Consider the following 19502-nt stretch of genomic DNA (forward strand, 5'->3'; position numbering starts at 1 on the left):
CAGATTCCGGATTAGCTCAGCGGTAGAGTAGGCGGCTGTTAACCGCTTGGTCGCAGGTTCGAATCCTGCATCCGGAGCCACTTCTTTCTACTTTTACACTCTACGCTAGATTCTACTTCAAGGACATTGATGAAAACTCCACATATTGTATTTCTGGGTGCTGGGTATGCGACTCTCTCTTGTATCGCTAATTTGCCAAAGTCAATTTATAGCACTGCTAGATGGACGCTTATCACAAAAGATTCTATACATTATGAAAGTATCTTGCTACACGAAGTCGCAAGTGGCTATAAAGATAAAGAGATTTTACATAAGCTAGAAGATATTCTCCCAAAAGACATAGAAATCGTGCAAGACTGCGTGCGTACAATCAATGCCTCTAGCAAGCAAATTGTCTGCGAGCGCGCCACATATAGCTATGATATACTGATCCTTGGACTAGGCTTTGCTAGCGATAGCTTTGGCATAAGTGGTGTGAGTGCATATGCCCTGCCACTTACAAACTACCACCAAGCCAAAGCCATCCGCGCTAAGATAGAAGCAAATCTCCAAGCCTATAAACATACTAATGATGAACGGTATTTGCGCTTTGTGGTATGCGGTGGGGGGTTTAGCGGGTGTGAGCTTGTGGCAACTCTCGCCCAAGAGATCCCAAAGCAAGCAAAAAAACTAGGCATACAAGAAGCCGTAGAATGTGTGTGCATAGAAGCCCTAGATAATGTGCTACCGATGTTCTCACCCAATCTAGCGCAAAAGGGACGCGCGTATTTAGAGAAACTAGGGGTAAGGGTGCTTAGTGCTAGCAAAATCCTAAGCGTGCTAGAAAATGGTGTACAAATCGCGTGTGGAAATGAGCAAGGGCAAAATGGTCCGCAAACTACACTTATAGAGTCTTTTTGCACAATATGGACAGCAGGAGTGCAAGGCAACCTAGTCATCGCTAATTCTTTTGGCACGCCAAAATCAAAGCTTATCACCACCCCATATCTCCACCCAAAACCCCTAGAATCTAACGACTCTAATGCCACTAAAGCCAAAGACTCTAGCACGGATATAGATGTAGATTCTATCTTCGTGCTAGGGGATTGTGGGGCACTGCTAGATGAGAAAACACAGCGATTCTACCCACCAACTGCCCAGTTAGCCCAGCAGCAAGGGATCTACCTAGCCCGCATTCTCCCTAGCTATATACAGCAAGTCAAAACTACCAGCACACTAGAATCTACGACGCCCCTAGATTCTAGCGCACCAATTCCGCCATTTTCCTACAAGCCACAGGGCACAATCTGCTCACTAGGATACTGCTATGGCATAGGTGAAGTCGCTGGGCGCGAAGTTTCTGGGCTTATCGCCATAGCCATAAAACGCGCCATAGAGTGGCGATGGCGCAGAAGTATCAAGGTAAACAAATAGCCCTAGAGTCTCTAGACTCTAGTCGCCTATGGATACTAAAGCGACATTTGCCACACCACCGATCACAATGGCAAAGAGATAGAATCTAAAAGCCTAGACGCTATCTCTTTGCTCGTGGCAGGACTTTTGCGCTAAAATGGGGCTTTGTGAGTCGAGTCAAGGACGCATACTTAAAGCTATGTAGCCACCGATTTATCACTACAATGGCTTTTTAGTCAAAAGCCAACACATCTAACTAGAATCCAAGTGCTAGCTTCATATAGTAGCTTCTCCCCGGCTCATAAATTCTCGTAGTAGGAGCTAGCCCGCCTACCATCACCCCAGATTTAGAAAGATGATAACTATAAAGCGCGTTAGTTAGATTCTCCACTCCGCAAAGCAGGCTAAAATTCTTGCGCTTATAGCCACCATAAATGCTTAAAGTAGCAAAGCCCAAGCTCGCCCCAAAGTCCTTGCCAATAACATTGCCATAGTCTTTAGCATAGCGACTTTGCGCAGCATTAGCCAACATATCTGCACGCGCTAGAAACCCTCTATGCTCGAGCCACAAAGACACTTGTGCTTGTAGCGGAGCTACTTGGGGCAGTGGTGCTCCTGCTAGCAGTCCGGATCTTGTAGTGAGATTTTGCCCATAGGTGTAGGCAAGCGAGCCAGAGATGTAAAGAAGCCCAAAAGCCCCATACTTTGCCTCAAGCTCTGTTCCTGCTAGCAGTGCATTAGTATTAAACGCGTTTGTTCCATTTGCGTAGTGCAGGGCGATATAGTCCCACATATACGCACTATATAAAGATGCTTGCAAGGAAAAATTCTCTCTCTTATATGCAGTAGCAGCATCTAGCTGGAGGTTGCTCTCTTGCTTCAAGCCCATACCATTGCCCTTGGTTCGCTCCCAAAAGTCTGGGCTTCTCTGCGCCAAGCCAAGCCCTATAAAATACGAAAAACCACCCCTTTCATATTGGTAGCGAGCAAAACCACTACCTAGATGATTGCTAGTAGATTCTGCGGTACTAGCTTTATGTGTTAGTGCATAGTCATACCTCGCGCCAAAATACACACTAGAAGCAGAATCTAGCTGCGCATAAGAGCCTTGCATAAAGATAGAGGCATAATTGAAGTGGAATTGTGGCTTGTAGGCTTGAGATAGGATAGCATTTGCCTCATTGATAGAAGACTTACTGCCAGAAGTGCGTAGTTTTTGATCATCATACGCATAGCTTGCGCCTAGATAGAGTGTAAGTGCATAACTTAGGTAAAGTGTGAGCTCAGCGCGTGCGTTGGCATTGGTGCGCTTTGGGTTGCTTAGCCGATAGTCTGCACTAGCTTGCCTATGGGAGAAATTATCCATAATGTGATCAACTTCGTGCCACGAAGCACGCACATCAAGCCACCTTACAATTTCGCTTTGAAACTGCTGCTGTGCCTTTAGGCTAAAGGATAAGCGATCAAATGTGCGTGCGTCCATTGCCCTGTCTTGGTAGGATGAAAACCCTCTACCTATATCTATATCAAACTCTATGCCTGTGTATTTAGTGGGCGTGAGTGTAGCGATTAAACTTGCGGACTCACGCTTATAAGCAGAGTGTGTGGCACTCCCCCCACTAAAGCTAGTGCTCCCTGTGCGATAGTCTCCGCTCTCATAGCGGCTTGCAATTGCGCGCAGCGAGCCGTATTTGCCCCCAGTAAGTGCGCTTGCGTGCAAATCTAAGCGATCAAAGCTCCCTGCTAGCACACTTGTATCCGCTTGCAAAGTGTTATGATCTAGTATTGTAATATCGCGCATAAACACCGCTCCACCGCTTATAAGCGACCCCCATCGCACATCTTGGGGACCTTTGATTAGTAGGATATGGTCATAATTCTCTGGGAAAATGTAGGTAACACTTGTGTCCATTCTACCCCCGCAAGCACCCTGCAAACTGCCACCATCAAGCAAGATCGGCACGCGTGAAGCCCCTTGAGAGCGGAATAACACCTCACTTCCTAAGCCACCTTTACGCACCATAGAAAAGCCCGGCACATATAAAAGCGACTTTGCTATATCGCCAGAATGTAGCAGGGCATCTTTGGCTGCTAAAATCTGCTCACTTTGCATAGGTGTGCGCGTAGCGGTAGTATAGACAGGAGGTAGCGACTTAGGGCTAGAATCTAGCCGAGATTCTAGCTTGGACCACAGACTAGAAGTTTGGCTAGCATTTGTAGCAAAAGGCAGGACTGCAAGCATTACTAGGTGTTGGATACGCATAAATCCTCCTTGAGCAGATTCTCATTTGGCAAACATTATACAAAGAAACAAAAAAAACGCAAGAAGCCTAGCAGTCTCTTGCAAAAGTTTTTTCATATTGGCTTCATAGAAATACTGCTATAATGCGCCCACTTACGAAATAAGGAGCATTTATGCCACTACTAGATAGCTTTAAGGTCGATCATACCATTATGCCAGCTCCTGCGGTGCGCCTTGCTAAAACTATGCAAACACCAAAGGGCGATGTTATCTCTGTCTTTGATCTGCGCTTTTGCGTGCCAAATGAAGACATCCTTAGTGAAAAGGGTATCCACACATTAGAGCATCTCTTCGCCGGATTTATGCGCGATCATCTAAATGGTAAAAATGCCGAGATCATCGATATTTCGCCGATGGGTTGCAGGACTGGGTTTTATATGAGTGTCATTGGAGAGCCTTGCAGCTATGATGTGTTAGAAGCGTGGGAAGCAAGTATGCGCGATATTTTGCGTGTGGATACAATTCCAGAGGCAAACAAATACCAATGTGGCACCTATGCTATGCACTCACTCAAAGAGGCGCAAGAAATATCCATAAAAGTGCTTGACAAAGGTATAGGCGTAATGGATACACAAAAGCTCTTGCTCAAAGAGTTTGCATAAATAGCAAGAGAGTAGCTATGCTAGCGCGATTAGGCATATTCTGCGCTTGTGCGCTTGTTTTCCTTAGTTGCTCAAAGCCCTATACAGATGAGAGAGTTAGCCAGTCCATCACACTTGCAAGCTCCTTTAGCAAGCAGCTAGATTCTAGCCTAGAACCTAGCTACGATACAAATACGCCTAGCACCTTTGCAGAATCACTGCTTACACTCATTGATGATGAGAGCTTACGCGTACTGCTTGATATGGCTCTAGCTAATAATACCAATATCCTTACACTCACTTCTCAAATCGCCCAAGCTAGAGAAGCCCTAGGGCTAGCAAGTGCCAATATGCTCCCAAAGCTCTCTATCAATATGGGCTACAATTACAGCTCAGGCAACTACAATCGCTACCAAATCAACATCAACCAAAACACTCTAAATGCCAATCTCTCTCTATCGTGGGAGCTAGATCTCTTCGGCAAGCTTAATATGCTAAGAAAATCGAGAAAATATGACTATCTAGCCACGCTTTCCAATCTCTCCGTAGCGCAAGTAAGTCTTATTGGCGAAGTGGCAAGTAATTATTATGCCTATAAGCGCATTACCAAAGCAGCACACTTGCAAGAGCAGATGATTGATAATTATGGTAGGATTTTAGACACTTTGGGACATAAGCACGATTTGGGGCTTATTGACATCACTATGCTAAGTGATACAATCGCCGCGCTAAATACCGCTAAAAGCACGCATAGCTCCCTACTCCTTGAGCAAGAAAAGATGAAAAATGCCCTAATGGTCCTACTAAACACCAGCGACACCCAAGCACTTACGCTAATGCTAAATGACAGCACGCTAAAATCTACCTCCATAGCACAAGCACAAAGCCTAGAGTCTAGCCTAGATTCTACTGCCTTTAGTGCGCTAGATTCTAGCCTCCCTAACATAAAGCTCCCTAGTATAAACGCCCTACCTAAAGATATTTTGCTCTCTCGCGATGATGTGCGCGCTAGCATTGCTAGTCTAAATGCACAAGTAATGCTAAAAAACTCCAAAAAAGCCGCGCTTTTCCCATCGCTTAGCCTAGGCGGAAACTTAGGGCAGATTCTCTTCTCTTCACGCGGGGTTGGGGATTTGATCTGGAATATCACTGGCTCACTTGCCTCCCCGCTTATCAATCGCTCCGCTTTAACCAAAGACTATAAAATCCAAAAAGAGAGTGTGAAGCAGGCATTCTACGCACTAGAATCCACTTTACGCACAGCACTTGGCGAGATAGAAAATGCCATCACAGAAGTCAATACCGCACAAAGCTCCCTGCAAGCCAAAGAGCAAGTACTCTCCACTTCGCAAGAAGTGTGGCTCATAGCGCGCGCGCGCTATGAGCTAGGGCTACTTGATGAGTCAAGCTACCTTACAAGCTACAATGCACTCTTGAATGCACGCCAAAGCGTAGATGAAGCGCGCTTTGCTAGGCTCTCTTCTGTGATTGTGCTCTATAAAGCCCTAGGCGGCAAGCTAGAGCAAGCTAGCAAGAGTGCGCTAGATTCTAATAACAATCTCTTAAAGGGGTAGCTATGTCCAAGCTGGTTTCTCATCTAATCGCACTGGTCACGCTTACGCTACTTATGGGCTGTGCTAGCAAGCCGCCAAGCTGGTTCCTCTCTGCCAAGCAAGGAGCTAAATTCTATGGTGTGGGCAGTGGGGAGAGCTTTGAGAGTGCTAAGCAAGCTGCCATTGATGATCTAGCCCAAAGCGTGCAAACCCAAGTGCGCTCTTCTACGCATATCTACAACACCCAGCATAATGACAAGCTCACAACCAAGCTCTCTCAGCATATAGAGCTAGATTCTGCTATGCTATCCTTACCTAATCTCCAAGTGCGCAACAAAGCCTATAAGCAAGGCACATACTATGTCCAAGTAGATATTAGCAAAGAGCAGCTATTAGCACCACTTAAACAGGATTTACAGGCTATCTTATCACACACAAAGCCCATTATCGCCACTACTCCTAGCTGTATCACACTAAGAGATTTTGGCACGCTAGAATCTAGCTTCAAGCAAGCTAGCAAGCTAGCCCAGATTCTAGAATCTCTACAAGCTCCTTTACCTAAAGACTTTCACAAGCTTTCCTCTCTCTATAATCAAGTCCAAAAGCCACTGCTCACTACCACCTATCAAGGTCTCACCAAAGCCCAAGAAGCACTCTTTAGCGCGGAGATCTCCAAGCTTGCCGCAATCACTAAGGATTCTAGCACTCCGCACCTAGCTATAAGTGCGACAAGAAATGCCAACTCCATAGCCCTAGAAATCACGCTTAAAGACTGCGCGCAACGAGCTATTTTCCAAGCGAGCATACAGGAGAGTCAAGCAAGCTATGACTATGCCCTAAAGCGCGCCGCAATAGTGCTATATAAAAAGCTTTATGCATTTATGCAAAGCGAAGATGGCTTCCCTAAGATCTAGTATCTACTTTTTACTAGCGATAATGCTATGTGGGGTAGCTCTTTATGCCAATGGGCGCGCAGATAGTGCAAGGGCGCAAGATGCGCCAGAGTCTAAACTCTTGCTCCTTATGGACTACCACAAAGCGCGTCCAAATAATGTGCAAGAGTTTGTTATGAGCGAGAAGCTTGATGGCGTGCGCGCTCTATGGAATGGCAAGCAACTTCTAACCCGCAGTGGCAGGGTGATCAAAGCACCTTCTTGCTTTATTGAGCATTTTCCGCCCTTTAGCCTAGATGGGGAGCTATGGATAGGCAGGGGGGAGTTTGAAAAGGCATTAGCCCTTGTGCAAAAAGACTGCACACACTGCCCTTGTAGCAGAGATAAAGAAGCTAAAGATTCTAGCTGGGATAGGGCAAAGTATTATGTCTTTGATGTGCCAATGTGTGATGTACTAGAATCTAAAGTTCCCAAAAACACGCCAAAAAATCAAAGAGAGCAGAGTGCAGAAGATGCGCACTGCACACTTTTTGAGCGGCTTAAGGTGCTAGAATCTTATCTTGCAAGCGCGCCTACAATACCTATTTCTATCATCAAGCAAGAGCCAATTGCTAGTGAGAAACAGCTATTCAAACGCTTGCAAGAGCTAAGTGAGCAGGCGCAGAGGGGCTTGTCTTGCGCAGGGTTTTAGCACCTTATGAGCGTACAAGATCGCCTAACGCCCTAAAGCTTAAAGCCTATAGCGATGCAGAGTGCAAAGTAGTAGCCCACAACACAGGCAAGGGTAAGTATGCAGGCAAGCTAGGCTCGCTTACTTGCGAGCAAGAAACCGCCACCAAAGATACGCCACGGCTAATGCGCTTCAAAATCGGTAGTGGCTTTAGTGATAAAGAGCGTCAAGACCCACCGCCACTAGGCTCTATTATCACCTATAAATTTTATGGCACGACTAAAAATGGTTTGCCGCGCTTTGCTGTATTCCATAGAATCTACCAAAATCCTTGAAATGCAGGATAAACTATGCGCGAGATTGTGCTAATTAACTCTACTATTTCTAAAGAAATTCCAACACTTTGTGTGAGCGAGATCCGCTATCTCCCCATCTATGATGCCTTGCTAGAATCTAACATCCCACCCTACGCGATAAAAGAGCATATTGACGCACTTATTTTTACATCCAAACACGCCATTAGCGCACTTATGTGTGCGATGGAGCAGCACAGCGAGCTTAGAGCGTTTTTAGAAATCCCCGTGTTTGCCATTGGGGCTGGGTGTGAGCGCGTGCTAAAAAATGCAGGCTTTTGCATAGAGTTTATCTCTAGCACTTCACACGGAGAGAGCTTTGCTAGAGAGATTATCGCGCGATCTTGTAGGCACAGGCTACTCTATTTACGCGCACAAAGCATTGTCTCAAACCTTGATCTAACGCTTAAGCAAGCCCAAATCCCCCTAACGCAAATCATCGCCTACACCAACACCCCAAAGTCTCTACCCCACTCGCAAAAACCAGCCCCACACTCTGTGCTAATCTTTAGCGCACCAAGCAACTACCACGCATTTGTGCAAAATTTTGGCTGGGATTCTAGCTATATTGCCATAGCAATTGGGCAGACAACCTTGCGTGCTTTCGCCCCTGATGTCATAGCCTACACAAGTCCCAAGCAGACGCTAGAGTCCTGTATCAAACTAGCAAAAGAGCTTGCCCTAGAATCTAGCTAGATTCTAGTTTCTAGCGCGCTAGCATTAATTTTTAAAGCAAAGATTAATATATAGCTTTATATAATGTGAGCTTATTTTACTTTAAGGATAAGGAGTCCCTAATGAAAGGTCTTTTCTCAAAATTGGCGATTGTAGCGGCAGTAGCAGTGCTTTTTAGTGCGTGTGGTGATGACAAAAAAGCAGAAGAAGCTGCACCACAAACAACAGTAGAAGAGCAAGTAACTGAAAACCCCGTAGTAAGCACTGATACAACAGATCCAGAAACAAATACTGAAGCTAACGAGCAAACTCCAGAAGCAAACGCTGAGACTACTCAAGCTTCTGCTGATCAAAATGCTGATGAAGCAGTGCAGGCAAGTACTGAAGAGGCTAACGAGCAAACTCCAGAAGCAAAAGAGACTAAATAGCTTTCATACGCGATCTCCGCACTCGCGGAGATTTCTTACGCTCTACTCTATCCCACTTATCATAAATGTATCTTATAAGGTCTTTGCTACCAAGCTTATATCTATGCTGTGTAGTGTGCTTGGCAGATGATCTAGAATTCAAGCCCAGTACCACCCCACAAAATCCCACGCTAGAATCTAGCTTCGCTCGCACACAAGCACTGCTCTTACTTGATTATGAAAATGACGCAAACTTCAACAGCAAAATCGATAAATACTATACCGCTGGTGTGCGCCTAAGCTTTATTACCAAAGAATCTAACGCACTTAGGTTTTTACGCTTTGTTAGCTTGCAGCAATTTTTTAAGCCCAGTGCGTTGCATACAAGCTTTGGGCTAGCCATCAAGCAAGAAATGTATACCCCAAAGGATAGATTCTCCCCTATCCCACCTGAAGATGACCACCCTTATGGTGGGTATTTGGGTGTAAGCTTGCGTAGCTTTGTGCGCAGTGCATATGTGTTTGAGAGCTTGGGGCTTGATATTGGAGTTGTAGGCAAGGCGAGTGGGGCTAAAGAAGTACAAGATCTAATCCACGATCTAACCAACAACGCCCTGCTTGCAGGTTGGGGGACACAGCTACGCAATGAGCTCATCCTAAATGCGCACTATGGGCTAAGCGCAAGTGTCTTAAAGATTCTAGAGCACACTGCTCATAGCCTAGATCTAATGCCACAATTTAGCCTAAGCCTAGGAAATGCTAGGATCCACTCTCAAGCAAGCCTGCTTGCACGCTTTGGCTACCGCCTTAGCCCAAACACTGCGCCAATGTATCTAAATAGTGGCTTTATGGGCGCACCTTATGTTGGGCAGTGGTTTAGCATATATGGCTTTGTAGGTGCAGGTATGCGTGTGGTGGGGCGCAATATGTTTTTGCAAGGTAATACTTTTGCTCCACATTTTGCAAGCAACCATAGCATTAGGATAAAGCCCTTTGTATGTGAGTTTGTCTGGGGAATTAGCTTGCGTTATAAGCGATTTGAAATTGTGTATAGTGTGGTGCATAGGAGCAGAGAGTTTGCTACGCAAGATGATTTCCATAGCTTTGGGCTAATCTCTCTAGGAGGTAGAATCTAGCCCCCACCACCAGAATCTAGCTTCGCGCAAAAGACACTTGCTAGCTACCCCGCACTAAAACTTCACTTGATCCCAAAGGGCAAAGCGCAAAAGCAGCTAAAGCCTTATCTTAAGAGACCAAAGTCGCCGCTAAACAAAAGAAGCTTACTGCAGCAAGGCAGCTCAATGAAGTGCAAGCCTATGCCCCAGCAGATGCAGAAGTGAGCAACATTCTCCTAAGTGAAAGCGAGCTGAGTCCTACAGGATTCCCTGTTGTTTTGCTTGTGGATAATGCACAAGCGTGGCCAAATCTTGTTGCTGGGGTGGGTGATTTTGGTGCTTTGCGATGGGTGTTTATCGCAAGTTGCGTGGCTTGCGACGGCTTTGGGGGGGGGGGACTTAGAAGATGAGAGCTACCTACACAAGTAGTATTTGTCTCCTCTATGCCACTAGTATTTATTTTAGGCTTCATTTGACCAAGCGAGTTACTACCGCAGTTTTTGCAAGGTCTTAGCTACATGATCTAAGCATACCACGGCGTTAGAGACTTTATTAGCTTAAATCAAATGGATGCGGATGTTCGAGCATTACTCTGCATTTTTTGATACTATTGGCTTTGTTTGCGCTATGTTTTGTAGCAAGTGTAATACTTATCATAAAAGACAGCAAAGGCGCGCGCAATACAAGTATAGTCTAGGCTTATGCTATAATCGTGTGCTTAAAACAAGGAGTTTAAGAATGAGCGCTGAGGTATTGGATTTCTCTAGCACGAAGCTCTTTTTAGCCCCACTTGCTGGCTATACGGACTTGCCCTTTCGATCCGTGGTTAAACGCTTTGGTGTAGATGTTACAGTGAGTGAGATGATAAGCTCCCACGCCTTGGCATTCTCTAGTGCTAAAACTCTCAAAATGCTCCAAAAATCCTCCCTAGAGACACCTTATAGTGTGCAAATCGCAGGCTCAAAGCAAGAAATTATAAAGCGCGCAATCGCCGTGCTAAACACACAAGAAGGCATTGATATTTTGGACTTTAACTGTGGCTGCCCAGCTCCTAAGGTCGCTAATCACGGCAATGGCAGTGGGCTTTTGCAGGATCTGCCTAAGCTTGTGGAGCTTTTGCGCTTGATTAAAGAGCAGAGTAAAACACCTTATACAAGTGTCAAGGTGCGACTAGGGTTTGATGAGAAAATCCCAACTGAAATAGCCCACGCACTCAATGATGCACCCGTAGATTTTGTCGTAGTCCATGGCAGGACCCGCAAAGATGGGTATAAAAAGGAGAAAATCGACTACCAAGCCATCGCACAGATGAGAAAGATTCTACGCCACCCACTTATCGCCAATGGCGAGATAGACTCCGTGCAAAAGGCGCAAGCTGTCCTGCAAGAAACAGACGCAAATGGGGTGATGATAGGGCGCGCTGCACTTACTAGTCCGTGGATTTTCTGGCAAATTCGCCATAACACTACTGCGCTTCCCACAATGGTGAAAAAGGACTTGGTGTTAGAGCATTTTGATGCGATGGTGGAGTTTTATGGAGAAAGGGGTGTAGTAATGTTTAGAAAGAATTTACACGCCTATGCTAAAGGGCACAATGGCGCAAGTGCCTTTCGCAATGTGGTCAATGCTATGGTAGATTCTAGGCTAATGAGAGAGAGCATTGAAGAGTTTTTTGCCACAAGTGCGCTAGAGTGGGGGAGCGCACCGCTTGTTGCTCTCAATAAAAGAAGTATGTAATGTGGCAAAAGCTAGAATCTAACAACACAACGACACTTAATACCACTGCACAGGACTCTAATGCAAAAGTGGCTTCTAGTAGCATTCTAGTGCGCTTGCTATGTGTGCTCGCCTTTGTGCCACTTCTAGTAGCAGTAGAATCTAAACCAAGTCGCACGATTTTACAAAACACGCTGACATCCACTCTCACGCCCCCAAGTGCACCTACCACTAAGCCTACTAGCACTAAGCCTGATTACACACCTCCCCCTACCCAAGACGATGAGCTCGGTCAATTAAGTGCGCAAGATTCTAGCTTTTTCTACAAGCCAAGTCCTAGCGCGTGGATATTTGGCGATATTTTGCACCCATATATCGGTTTTGGCGCAGTGTCTGCAAGCTCTACCCACACGCACAACACCCAAAGTATGAGCAAAGAAGTCGCCACCTGCCCAAACCAAAAATGCAGTGGCGATACCACAAGTGCTGAGTATTCTGGACAGCTTAACACCGGCTATGGCTTAGAGATAGGAGCGGAATACTTTTTTGACAAATTCCATATTTTAGGAGTTAGATTCTTTGGTGAGATGACAAACCGCAATGGCTCACTTGGGAGCAAGATTGCTGGCAGTGATAAGCGCGATACAAGCACCAATAATTTGCAAGAAGCGTATCAAATTTGCAAGGGTAAGTGGTCTAGCGGATCAGATAAATGTGGGATCTTAATCATAGGCAGTAGCACTGATTCTAAGACGCCAAATACCAAAGTCGAAGACACTTTCACTTTCCAAGACACGCCAGATGCTAGCACACTAGCCCCCCAAGATGGGCAGTATTTGAGCTTTGCACTAGGGGCTGATGCAATACTAAATATCCCTGTGGATACGATTTTACAGCAGTGGCTTGGGTTTTTGCGCCAAGAGGAATTCTGGCTCTCTAGGCTTGCGTATTTTAAAGCAGGGGGATTTATCGGCGGTGGAGCGGAGTTCGCGCGCTTCTCCCAAGGCGATCCCAATAACAAAACTTGGTATAACGAAGCTGCTGCTAAAGGCAAGGCAAGTAACGCAAATGATGCCTTTTTCTCCGCGGGAAGTGGGGGGTTTGTGCGCTTTGGGGTAAGTGTATATCTCTCGCGCTTTTCCCGCATAGATTTTGGCTATAAAATCTCCCACTACCCTATCGCACAAGAGCGATGGTATGGCTATGATGGCAGGAAGTTTGAGAGTAATAGCCCGGGTACAGTGAGAGAAAACGACCCATGGAGCGAAAGCCTGCTAAGGCAGAAATTTGTAAGCACTAAGGATAAGGAGTGGTTTTTGCGCTTTGCTTTAAGCTTTTAGGGTGCGGGCATTGCAGCAAGCGTTATGTAAGCTACTTTTTTCTATAATGTCGCGCAAAATCCGTAGCCACTGATAGCTCACCTCAAGGAAGACTATGACATTACAGCAAGCCTTATCTCTCCCTAAAGACGAGCAGCAAGCTCTAAAATCTAGCATAGAAGCCCACGCCAAATCCCAAAGTGCTATTGAGCTAAATGCCTATATCAACTTCTCTAACGACAACTACAGCGGTGTGCCAATCTTGATCAAAGACAATATCAATGTCAAAGGCTGGGAAATTACTTGCGCGAGTAAGATTCTACAAGGCTATATCGCCCCTTATGATGCCACTGTCATCACACGCTTGCGCGCTAATGGTATGAGCGCGTTTGGGCGGGCAAATATGGATGAGTTTGCTATGGGTAGCACGACAGAGTCCAGCTGCTATGGGCGCACGAAAAACCCTAAGGATTTCTCAAGAGTGCCCGGCGGAAGCTCTGGGGGTAGCGCGGCTGCAGTGGCTGGGGGCTATGCGATCGCCGCACTTGGAAGTGATACAGGTGGCTCTATCCGCCAGCCTGCTGGATATTGTGGCTGCGTGGGGCTAAAACCCACCTATGGCAGGGTGAGTCGCTATGGGCTAGTGGCATATAGCTCAAGTCTTGATTGCATAGGACCAATCACGCAAAATGTGCAAGATTGCGCAATCTTGCTTGATGCTATTAGTGGTTATGATGAGCTAGATTCTACCAGCGCGAAACTCCCACCACTGCAAAGCTTCTCCAAGCTCGATAAGAACCGATGCTTTACAATCGCGGTACTTAATGACTTCTTAAAAGACGCTGACCCAGCAATCGCTAAAGCCTATGAAGAGACTATTAAAACCCTAGAATCTAGCGGTCACACCATAGTCCCTGCAAAAATGCTTGACACAAGCTTACATATCTCTACTTACTATATCATCTGTACCGCAGAAGCTAGCAGTAACCTTGCGCGCTTTGATGGTGTGCGCTATGGGAATCGCGTAGATTCTGGTGGGCTAAAGGAGCTCTATAAATCCACGCGCTCGCAAGGCTTTGGCAAAGAGGTGAAAAATAGGATTCTCCTAGGGAGCTTTGTGCTAAGTAGTGGCTACTATGATGCCTACTATCTTAAAGCCCAGAAAATGCGCGCGCTTATCGCCCAACAATATGCCAAAATTTTTGAGCAAGCAGACTTGATCTTATCACCCATAACCCCAAGCATTGCCCCTAAATTCCAAGCTTCACAAAACCCTCTTGCAATGTATCTAAGCGATATTTATACCATCGGAGTCAATCTCGCAGGACTCCCAGCTATTAGCATACCTGTGGGAGAGTCTCAAGGCTTGCCTATTGGTATGCAGCTCATTGGCAGAGCTTACGAGGAGCAAAGTGTACTTGATTGCGCATATGGACTAGAATCTCAGCTAGCTTAGTAGTGTAAGGAGATCGTATGAAAATCACACAAAAAGCCCTAACTTTTGAAGATATTTTACTAATCCCTGCATATTCTGCGGTACTGCCAAAAGAAGTCGATACAAGCTCTAAACTCACCCGCAATATCTCGCTCAATATTCCCTTTGTATCTGCGGCTATGGATACGGTTACTGAATATAAAACTGCCATTGCTATGGCGCGCTATGGTGGCATTGGCGTTATCCATAAAAATATGTCCCCAGCTATGCAAGTAGAGCAAATCGATAAGGTAAAAAAAAGCGAGAGCGGTATCATCACTAGTCCTATCTCTATCCAAGCTAATCGCTCCTTAGCCGATGCCAAAGCCATCACGGATAATTACAAAATCTCTGGCGTGCCAGTCGTTGATGAAAAGGGGCTTTTGATAGGGATTTTGACCAATCGTGATGTGCGCTTTGAAAATGATTTGAGCAAGAAAGTCGGCGATGTGATGACAAAAATACCCCTAGTTACCGCTAATGTAGGAGTAAGCCTTGATGAAGCTAAAGCCATTATGCACAAGCACAGGATAGAAAAGCTCCCCATAGTCGATAGTAATAATATTTTACAAGGACTAATCACCATTAAAGACATTCAAAAGCGTATAGAATACCCCAATGCCAATAAGGACTCTCAAGGTCGCTTGCGTGTGGGGGCGGCTATTGGCGCGGGGCAGCTTGATAGAGCGCAAGCTCTCATTGAAGCAGGTGTAGATGTGCTAGTGCTTGACTCTGCGCACGGACATTCTAAAAATATCATTACCACACTAGAATCTATTAAGGCGAACTACGAAATTGATGTTATCGTGGGTAATGTCGTAACTGCACAAGCCACACAAGATCTTATCAAAGCAGGTGCAGATGCGGTGAAAGTAGGCATAGGTCCGGGCAGTATCTGCACCACAAGAATTGTCGCAGGTGTTGGTATGCCCCAAGTTTCAGCGATTGCAGGCTGTGCGGAAGTGGCGACGAAGATGGGGGTACCGATTATCGCAGATGGTGGGATCAAATACTCTGGTGATGTTGCTAAAGCTATCGCCGTGGGTGCATCTAGTGTAATGATAGGCTCTCTACTAGCTGGCACAGAAGAGAGTCCCGGAGATTTGGTACTCTACCAAGGGCGGCAGTATAAGAGCTACCGCGGTATGGGAAGCATAGGTGCGATGACTAAGGGTAGCTCAGATCGCTACTTCCAAGAAGGCACTGCGCAAGAAAAGCTCGTACCAGAGGGTATCGAAGGGCGCGTGCCATATCGTGGGAAAATCGGCGATGTGTTACACCAGCTTACAGGAGGGCTACGCAGCTCTATGGGCTACCTAGGTGCGGTAAATATCTCAAGCTTGTGGGAGAGAGCGGAATTTGTGCAAATCACTGCTGCTGGGCTTAGAGAATCACATGTACATGATGTGGATATTACCAAAGAAGCACCAAACTATCACGGCTAATCTGCTACTAAATGGAGCTTATCCCAAGTGCTGATGGATCACTTAATGCCTTTAATACACACTTTAGCGAGCATTATGCAAGCAATAGCTATGGTGCGCTAAGTGAGAAGCTAGGGAAGCATATAGCTCCTGTGTGGGAAGTCTTAGCCTCCTGTAAAATGGATTGGGCTTTGAGTGATTTGCATTTTGGGGCTAGAAATGGCAATTGTGGCGATTGGAGCGCAATTATCACCACTCAAGACAACTCCCTTAACCCACCTTGCAAAACAAGGGAGAGCACTCACCAAAAGCAATGTTTCTTTAGAGCTCCTAGAATTCTTAAACAAGAGAGTCGGGCTAAAAGTAGAGACCAAACCGAGCTAGAATCTAACAATATAGATTCTAGCTTTTCTACAAAAAAAACAAAAACTTCAAACAACTCGGCGCAAGATTCTAGGAGCTCTAAAGAAACTACACTTTGCGATAAGAAAGCTTTGCTTTACGGACGATCTCAATGGCATACACTCCCTGTCCCCAACACGCATGAAGCAATCCACAACCCTAGCCCAAAAGCCAAAACACCCAAAGTATGGATTTTAGACCTTTGCTTTGGGCTTGGCTACAACGCCCTACTTTCACGCCTTTTTAGCACATTTGATCAAATGGATTTTTACATTATCTCCATTGAGCAAGATAAGCAGAATCTAGCCCTTGCTAGCAAGATCCACGCGCTAGATTCTGGCTATGTCTCAAAGCTAGAATCTAGCAGAGTAGCACACATAGCGCGTAATGTATCTTTGCAAATACTCTGGGGTGATGCACGGATATTACTTGCGGATTTGCAGGCAAACTTGATGCAGCAATATAGCTATTTTCACGGCTTTGATGTCATCTACCAAGATCCATTTAGCTATGAGAAAAACAGTGCGCTATGGGATTTAGAGCATTTTTGCACGCTTGCTAGTTTGCTTAAAGACTCTGGGATTATTACTACCTATGCTACAAGAAAAGAGATCATTACAAACGCACAACAAGCAGGGCTACTAGCCTATCGGTATAAAGTAGATTCTAGGACTTTAGACAAGCTCTATCAACAATGTGCTAGATTCTATCCCAATAGCCTAAAAGCTCGCACACACAAGCGTAGCTCAAGTATTTTTAGCAAAGCTCCCGTACATATCAGTGGCAGCACACTGCGTAGCTAAATCTACACTTCAATGCTCTTTTTCAAATGCAAATCAAATCCGCTTAGGGCATTGTAGCTTTTATTTGCATTAGCACAATGAGAGCTAAGAAGTGTGAAGTCTTTCACGCCAAGCTTTTTTAAAATCTGTGCGCCGATTCCAAAGTCTTTAATATCGCCACAATTTTTTGCGATATTTCCGCTATTTGCCATATTCTCACTATTTAAGCAGATGAGATAGCCGCCTTGCTGTGAGAGTAGCCCTATGCTTTTTTGCAGAGATTGCCACTCATTAGAATCTGTTAAAAGTGCAATATCACTGCTTGTGTTATGGAATCTAATGAGCGGAGTTTTAGTCTCAGGACTAAAGCCAAAGGCGATATGGCAATTTTGCAAATGATCTATAAAGGTGATTTTCTCACACTCTTTTGCCATAAACACTGCTTTTTCACGCGAGATTTCACGCACAAGATTCTCAAAATTTAAGCGATATTGAATAATATCAGAGACATAGAGAATCTTTAAGTTATGAGTCTTAGCAAAATCAAGGAGGAATTTATCCCCACGCCCCGCCATCGTGCCATCTTTTTTCATAATCTCGCATATCACACTAATGGGTGCAAGACCAGATAGCTTGCAAATATCCACACTCGCTTCTGTATGCCCCGTGCGGATAAGTGTGCCACCACTCTTAGCAATAAGGGGGAAAATATGCCCCGGACGCACAAAATCGCTTGGCTCTGCGTTACTATCACACATAAGACGGATTGTTAAATCACGCTCATACGCAGAGATCCCTGTCTTTGCTTCCCTAGCATCAATGGATATAGTAAAGGCGGTTTCGTGGTTGCTATCATTTCTTTGCACCATTGGAGGTAAGTCTAGCTTATGGGCTAGCTCTTGTGTAATAGATACACAAATTAGCCCTCTTGCTTCTTGAGCCATAAAATTTATTTTCTCCGGTGTGGAAAAGATTCCAGCCATTACTAAATCGCCTTCATTTTCCCTGTCTTCATCATCCATTATGATAATCATTTCGCCCTTTTTAATTGCCTCTATAGCTTCTTTCATACGCGTTTGATACATTGCTATCCTTAATAATGCGTGGAAGTTTATGTAGAATGCTGATTATACAATAAAGATTCTCAAAATCCTACCAAGAGCACTTATAGACAAGTCTTAAGACACTAGCACAAAGTATGTGTGCAAGCAAGGCTAATAGCCGAGATCTACCAACGCTTGCTACAAATCCACATATTGACAAATAAGTAAAACTACTATACAATATCGCCTTGATTAGACGCTGTTGGGGTATCGCCAAGCGGTAAGGCACCTGGTTTTGGTCCAGGCATTCCGAGGTTCGAATCCTTGTACCCCAGCCAATTTTCTCCCTTTAACTTATACTATATCGCGGGGTAGAGCAGTCCGGTAGCTCGTTGGGCTCATAACCCAAAGGTCGGTGGTTCAAATCCATCTCCCGCAACCATACATCAAATCCCATATTTTAGCTTTTGGAGAGTTGTTTGATAAGCGTAGCTCATAGCCCTGATGCTGATGATATTTTTATGTATTATGCCATTGCGTTTGGGTGGGTAGATTCTAGGTTTGGGCTGAAGTTTTACAACACCGCACTAGATATACAAACGCTCAATGAAGCGGCTTTGCAGGGTGATTATGATGTGAGTGCTATTTCCTTTGGTGTATATCCGCTTATCGCGCAAAATTACGCGCTTTTACGCACGAGAGTAAGCTTTGGCAGTGGCTATGGACTAAACTCATTAAGTTAAAGGGTAAGCAGCTAAAGTCGCATTGCAAAGTCGCTCTCTCTGGCGCACACACGACAAATGCTCTGCTTTTCCGCATAGCTTATCCCAATGCCAAAATTGTGTATAAAAACTTCCTTGATATAGAATCTGCTGTGCTTAATGGTGAAGTTGATGCGGGTGTGCTTATCCACGAGTCAATCCTAACCTTTAGCGATCAATTAGAGGTGGAGAGAGAAATCTGGGACATATGGTGTGAGCTAGCAGGCGATGAGCTACCCCTGCCACTTGGTGGTATGGCTTTACGCCGTAGTATCCCACTGCTTAGGGCAGTTGATATAGAAGACACACTGACAAGGGCTGTGCAAATCGCTACGCAAAACAAGTCCCTACTCTCCACAATGTTGCTTGATCGCAATCTTATCCGCGTCAATGCCAAAGAGCTAGATACTTATCTCAATCTCTATGCCAATGCAGATTCTATCTCCCTTAGCTCCGTGCAAAAACAAGCCATCGATACACTTTTTTCTCTACTATATAAAGCTGGATTCTACCCTAGGACTTTATGCTGTGAAGAATTTCTGCTCCCTAGGGAGTATGCAGAGCTACGAGACTCTTAGGCTGTTTATAAACACATAAACCTTTTGCGCTACAATCGCTAGAATCTACACAATAAAGGAAT

The 19502-nt window shown here is 45.2% G+C and carries 16 protein-coding genes, 3 tRNA genes and 2 pseudogenes; 19 read left to right on the forward strand and 2 right to left on the reverse strand.

Features of this window, described 5'->3' with window-relative positions; genetic code table 11:
• Nucleotides 1-5 precede the first annotated feature (5 nt).
• A tRNA-Asn gene (locus IKB69_RS02310) sits at nt 6-80 on the forward strand.
• Nucleotides 81-129: 49 nt separating this feature from the next.
• The gene (locus tag IKB69_RS02315; RefSeq protein WP_290945703.1) at nt 130-1413 is read left to right on the forward strand and encodes an FAD-dependent oxidoreductase; all 1284 of its coding nucleotides are present in this window, start codon (nt 130-132) and stop codon (nt 1411-1413) included.
• Between the two features lie 235 nt (nt 1414-1648).
• Here IKB69_RS02315 and IKB69_RS02320 read toward each other — a convergent pair whose 3' ends face one another.
• Complete coding sequence (locus tag IKB69_RS02320; protein ID WP_290945705.1) at nt 1649-3655, reverse strand: TonB-dependent receptor plug domain-containing protein; 2007 nt, start codon at nt 3653-3655, stop codon at nt 1649-1651.
• Nucleotides 3656-3807: 152 nt separating this feature from the next.
• Between IKB69_RS02320 and luxS the strand changes: the two genes are divergently transcribed.
• The 14 genes and pseudogenes from luxS to IKB69_RS02390 all read left to right on the forward strand — a co-directional run bounded on the left by luxS (nt 3808) and on the right by IKB69_RS02390 (nt 17079).
• The gene (luxS, locus tag IKB69_RS02325; RefSeq protein WP_290945707.1) at nt 3808-4296 is read left to right on the forward strand and encodes an S-ribosylhomocysteine lyase; all 489 of its coding nucleotides are present in this window, start codon (nt 3808-3810) and stop codon (nt 4294-4296) included.
• 17 nt (nt 4297-4313) lie between these two features.
• A complete protein-coding gene (locus tag IKB69_RS02330; RefSeq protein WP_290945709.1) occupies nt 4314-5849 on the forward strand; it encodes a TolC family protein in 1536 nt (511 codons plus the stop codon).
• 2 nt (nt 5850-5851) lie between these two features.
• On the forward strand, nt 5852-6742 hold the full coding sequence (locus IKB69_RS02335; protein WP_290945711.1) for an LPP20 family lipoprotein: 891 nt from the start codon (nt 5852-5854) through the stop codon (nt 6740-6742).
• Complete coding sequence (locus IKB69_RS02340; protein ID WP_290945713.1) at nt 6723-7412, forward strand: hypothetical protein; 690 nt, start codon at nt 6723-6725, stop codon at nt 7410-7412. Before IKB69_RS02335 ends, IKB69_RS02340 begins: the two co-directional genes overlap by 20 nt.
• A complete protein-coding gene (locus tag IKB69_RS02345; protein ID WP_290945715.1) occupies nt 7397-7726 on the forward strand; it encodes a hypothetical protein in 330 nt (109 codons plus the stop codon). The genes IKB69_RS02340 and IKB69_RS02345 overlap by 16 nt, the downstream gene beginning before the upstream one ends.
• Nucleotides 7727-7741: 15 nt before the next feature.
• Entirely contained in the window at nt 7742-8440 is a 699-nt protein-coding gene (locus IKB69_RS02350) for a uroporphyrinogen-III synthase (RefSeq protein ID WP_290945717.1), read from the forward strand.
• Nucleotides 8441-8541: 101 nt separating this feature from the next.
• Nucleotides 8542-8847 (forward strand): hypothetical protein, encoded by a 306-nt coding sequence (locus tag IKB69_RS02355; protein ID WP_290945719.1) that lies wholly within the window; start codon nt 8542-8544, stop codon nt 8845-8847.
• A 119-nt stretch (nt 8848-8966) separates the two neighbouring features.
• A complete protein-coding gene (locus tag IKB69_RS02360; RefSeq protein WP_290945720.1) occupies nt 8967-9962 on the forward strand; it encodes a lipid A deacylase LpxR family protein in 996 nt (331 codons plus the stop codon).
• A 107-nt stretch (nt 9963-10069) separates the two neighbouring features.
• Nucleotides 10070-10231 (forward strand): annotated as a pseudogene (locus IKB69_RS02365) (HlyD family secretion protein); the annotation flags it as partial.
• 463 nt (nt 10232-10694) lie between these two features.
• On the forward strand, nt 10695-11678 hold the full coding sequence (locus IKB69_RS02370; RefSeq protein ID WP_290945856.1) for a tRNA-dihydrouridine synthase: 984 nt from the start codon (nt 10695-10697) through the stop codon (nt 11676-11678).
• Complete coding sequence (locus IKB69_RS02375) at nt 11678-12997, forward strand: hypothetical protein (RefSeq protein WP_290945722.1); 1320 nt, start codon at nt 11678-11680, stop codon at nt 12995-12997. Before IKB69_RS02370 ends, IKB69_RS02375 begins: the two co-directional genes overlap by 1 nt.
• A 94-nt stretch (nt 12998-13091) precedes the next feature.
• Complete coding sequence (gatA, locus tag IKB69_RS02380) at nt 13092-14432, forward strand: Asp-tRNA(Asn)/Glu-tRNA(Gln) amidotransferase subunit GatA (protein WP_290945724.1); 1341 nt, start codon at nt 13092-13094, stop codon at nt 14430-14432.
• A gap of 17 nt (nt 14433-14449) precedes the next feature.
• Nucleotides 14450-15895, forward strand: a complete 1446-nt coding sequence (gene guaB, locus IKB69_RS02385) for an IMP dehydrogenase (protein WP_290945726.1) — start codon at nt 14450-14452, stop codon at nt 15893-15895.
• Between the two features lie 11 nt (nt 15896-15906).
• Nucleotides 15907-17079, forward strand: coding sequence for an MnmC family methyltransferase (locus IKB69_RS02390; RefSeq protein ID WP_290945728.1), 1173 nt, complete (start codon nt 15907-15909; stop codon nt 17077-17079).
• Between the two features lie 2 nt (nt 17080-17081).
• On the opposite strand, the gene IKB69_RS02395 is transcribed toward IKB69_RS02390, so the two are convergent.
• Nucleotides 17082-18143 (reverse strand): bifunctional 3,4-dihydroxy-2-butanone 4-phosphate synthase/GTP cyclohydrolase II, encoded by a 1062-nt coding sequence (locus tag IKB69_RS02395; protein WP_290945731.1) that lies wholly within the window; start codon nt 18141-18143, stop codon nt 17082-17084.
• A 221-nt stretch (nt 18144-18364) separates the two neighbouring features.
• On the opposite strand from IKB69_RS02395, the gene IKB69_RS02400 reads away from it, so the two are divergent.
• From IKB69_RS02400 to IKB69_RS02410, 3 genes and pseudogenes are all read left to right on the forward strand, one after another.
• A tRNA-Gln gene (locus tag IKB69_RS02400) sits at nt 18365-18439 on the forward strand.
• A gap of 27 nt (nt 18440-18466) precedes the next feature.
• A tRNA-Met gene (locus IKB69_RS02405) sits at nt 18467-18543 on the forward strand.
• Between the two features lie 79 nt (nt 18544-18622).
• A pseudogene (locus IKB69_RS02410) lies at nt 18623-19440 on the forward strand (MqnA/MqnD/SBP family protein).
• Nucleotides 19441-19502 lie beyond the last annotated feature (62 nt).

The sequence above is a fragment of the Helicobacter sp. genome, from assembly GCF_017502485.1.
GTDB lineage: Bacteria > Campylobacterota > Campylobacteria > Campylobacterales > Helicobacteraceae > Helicobacter_B.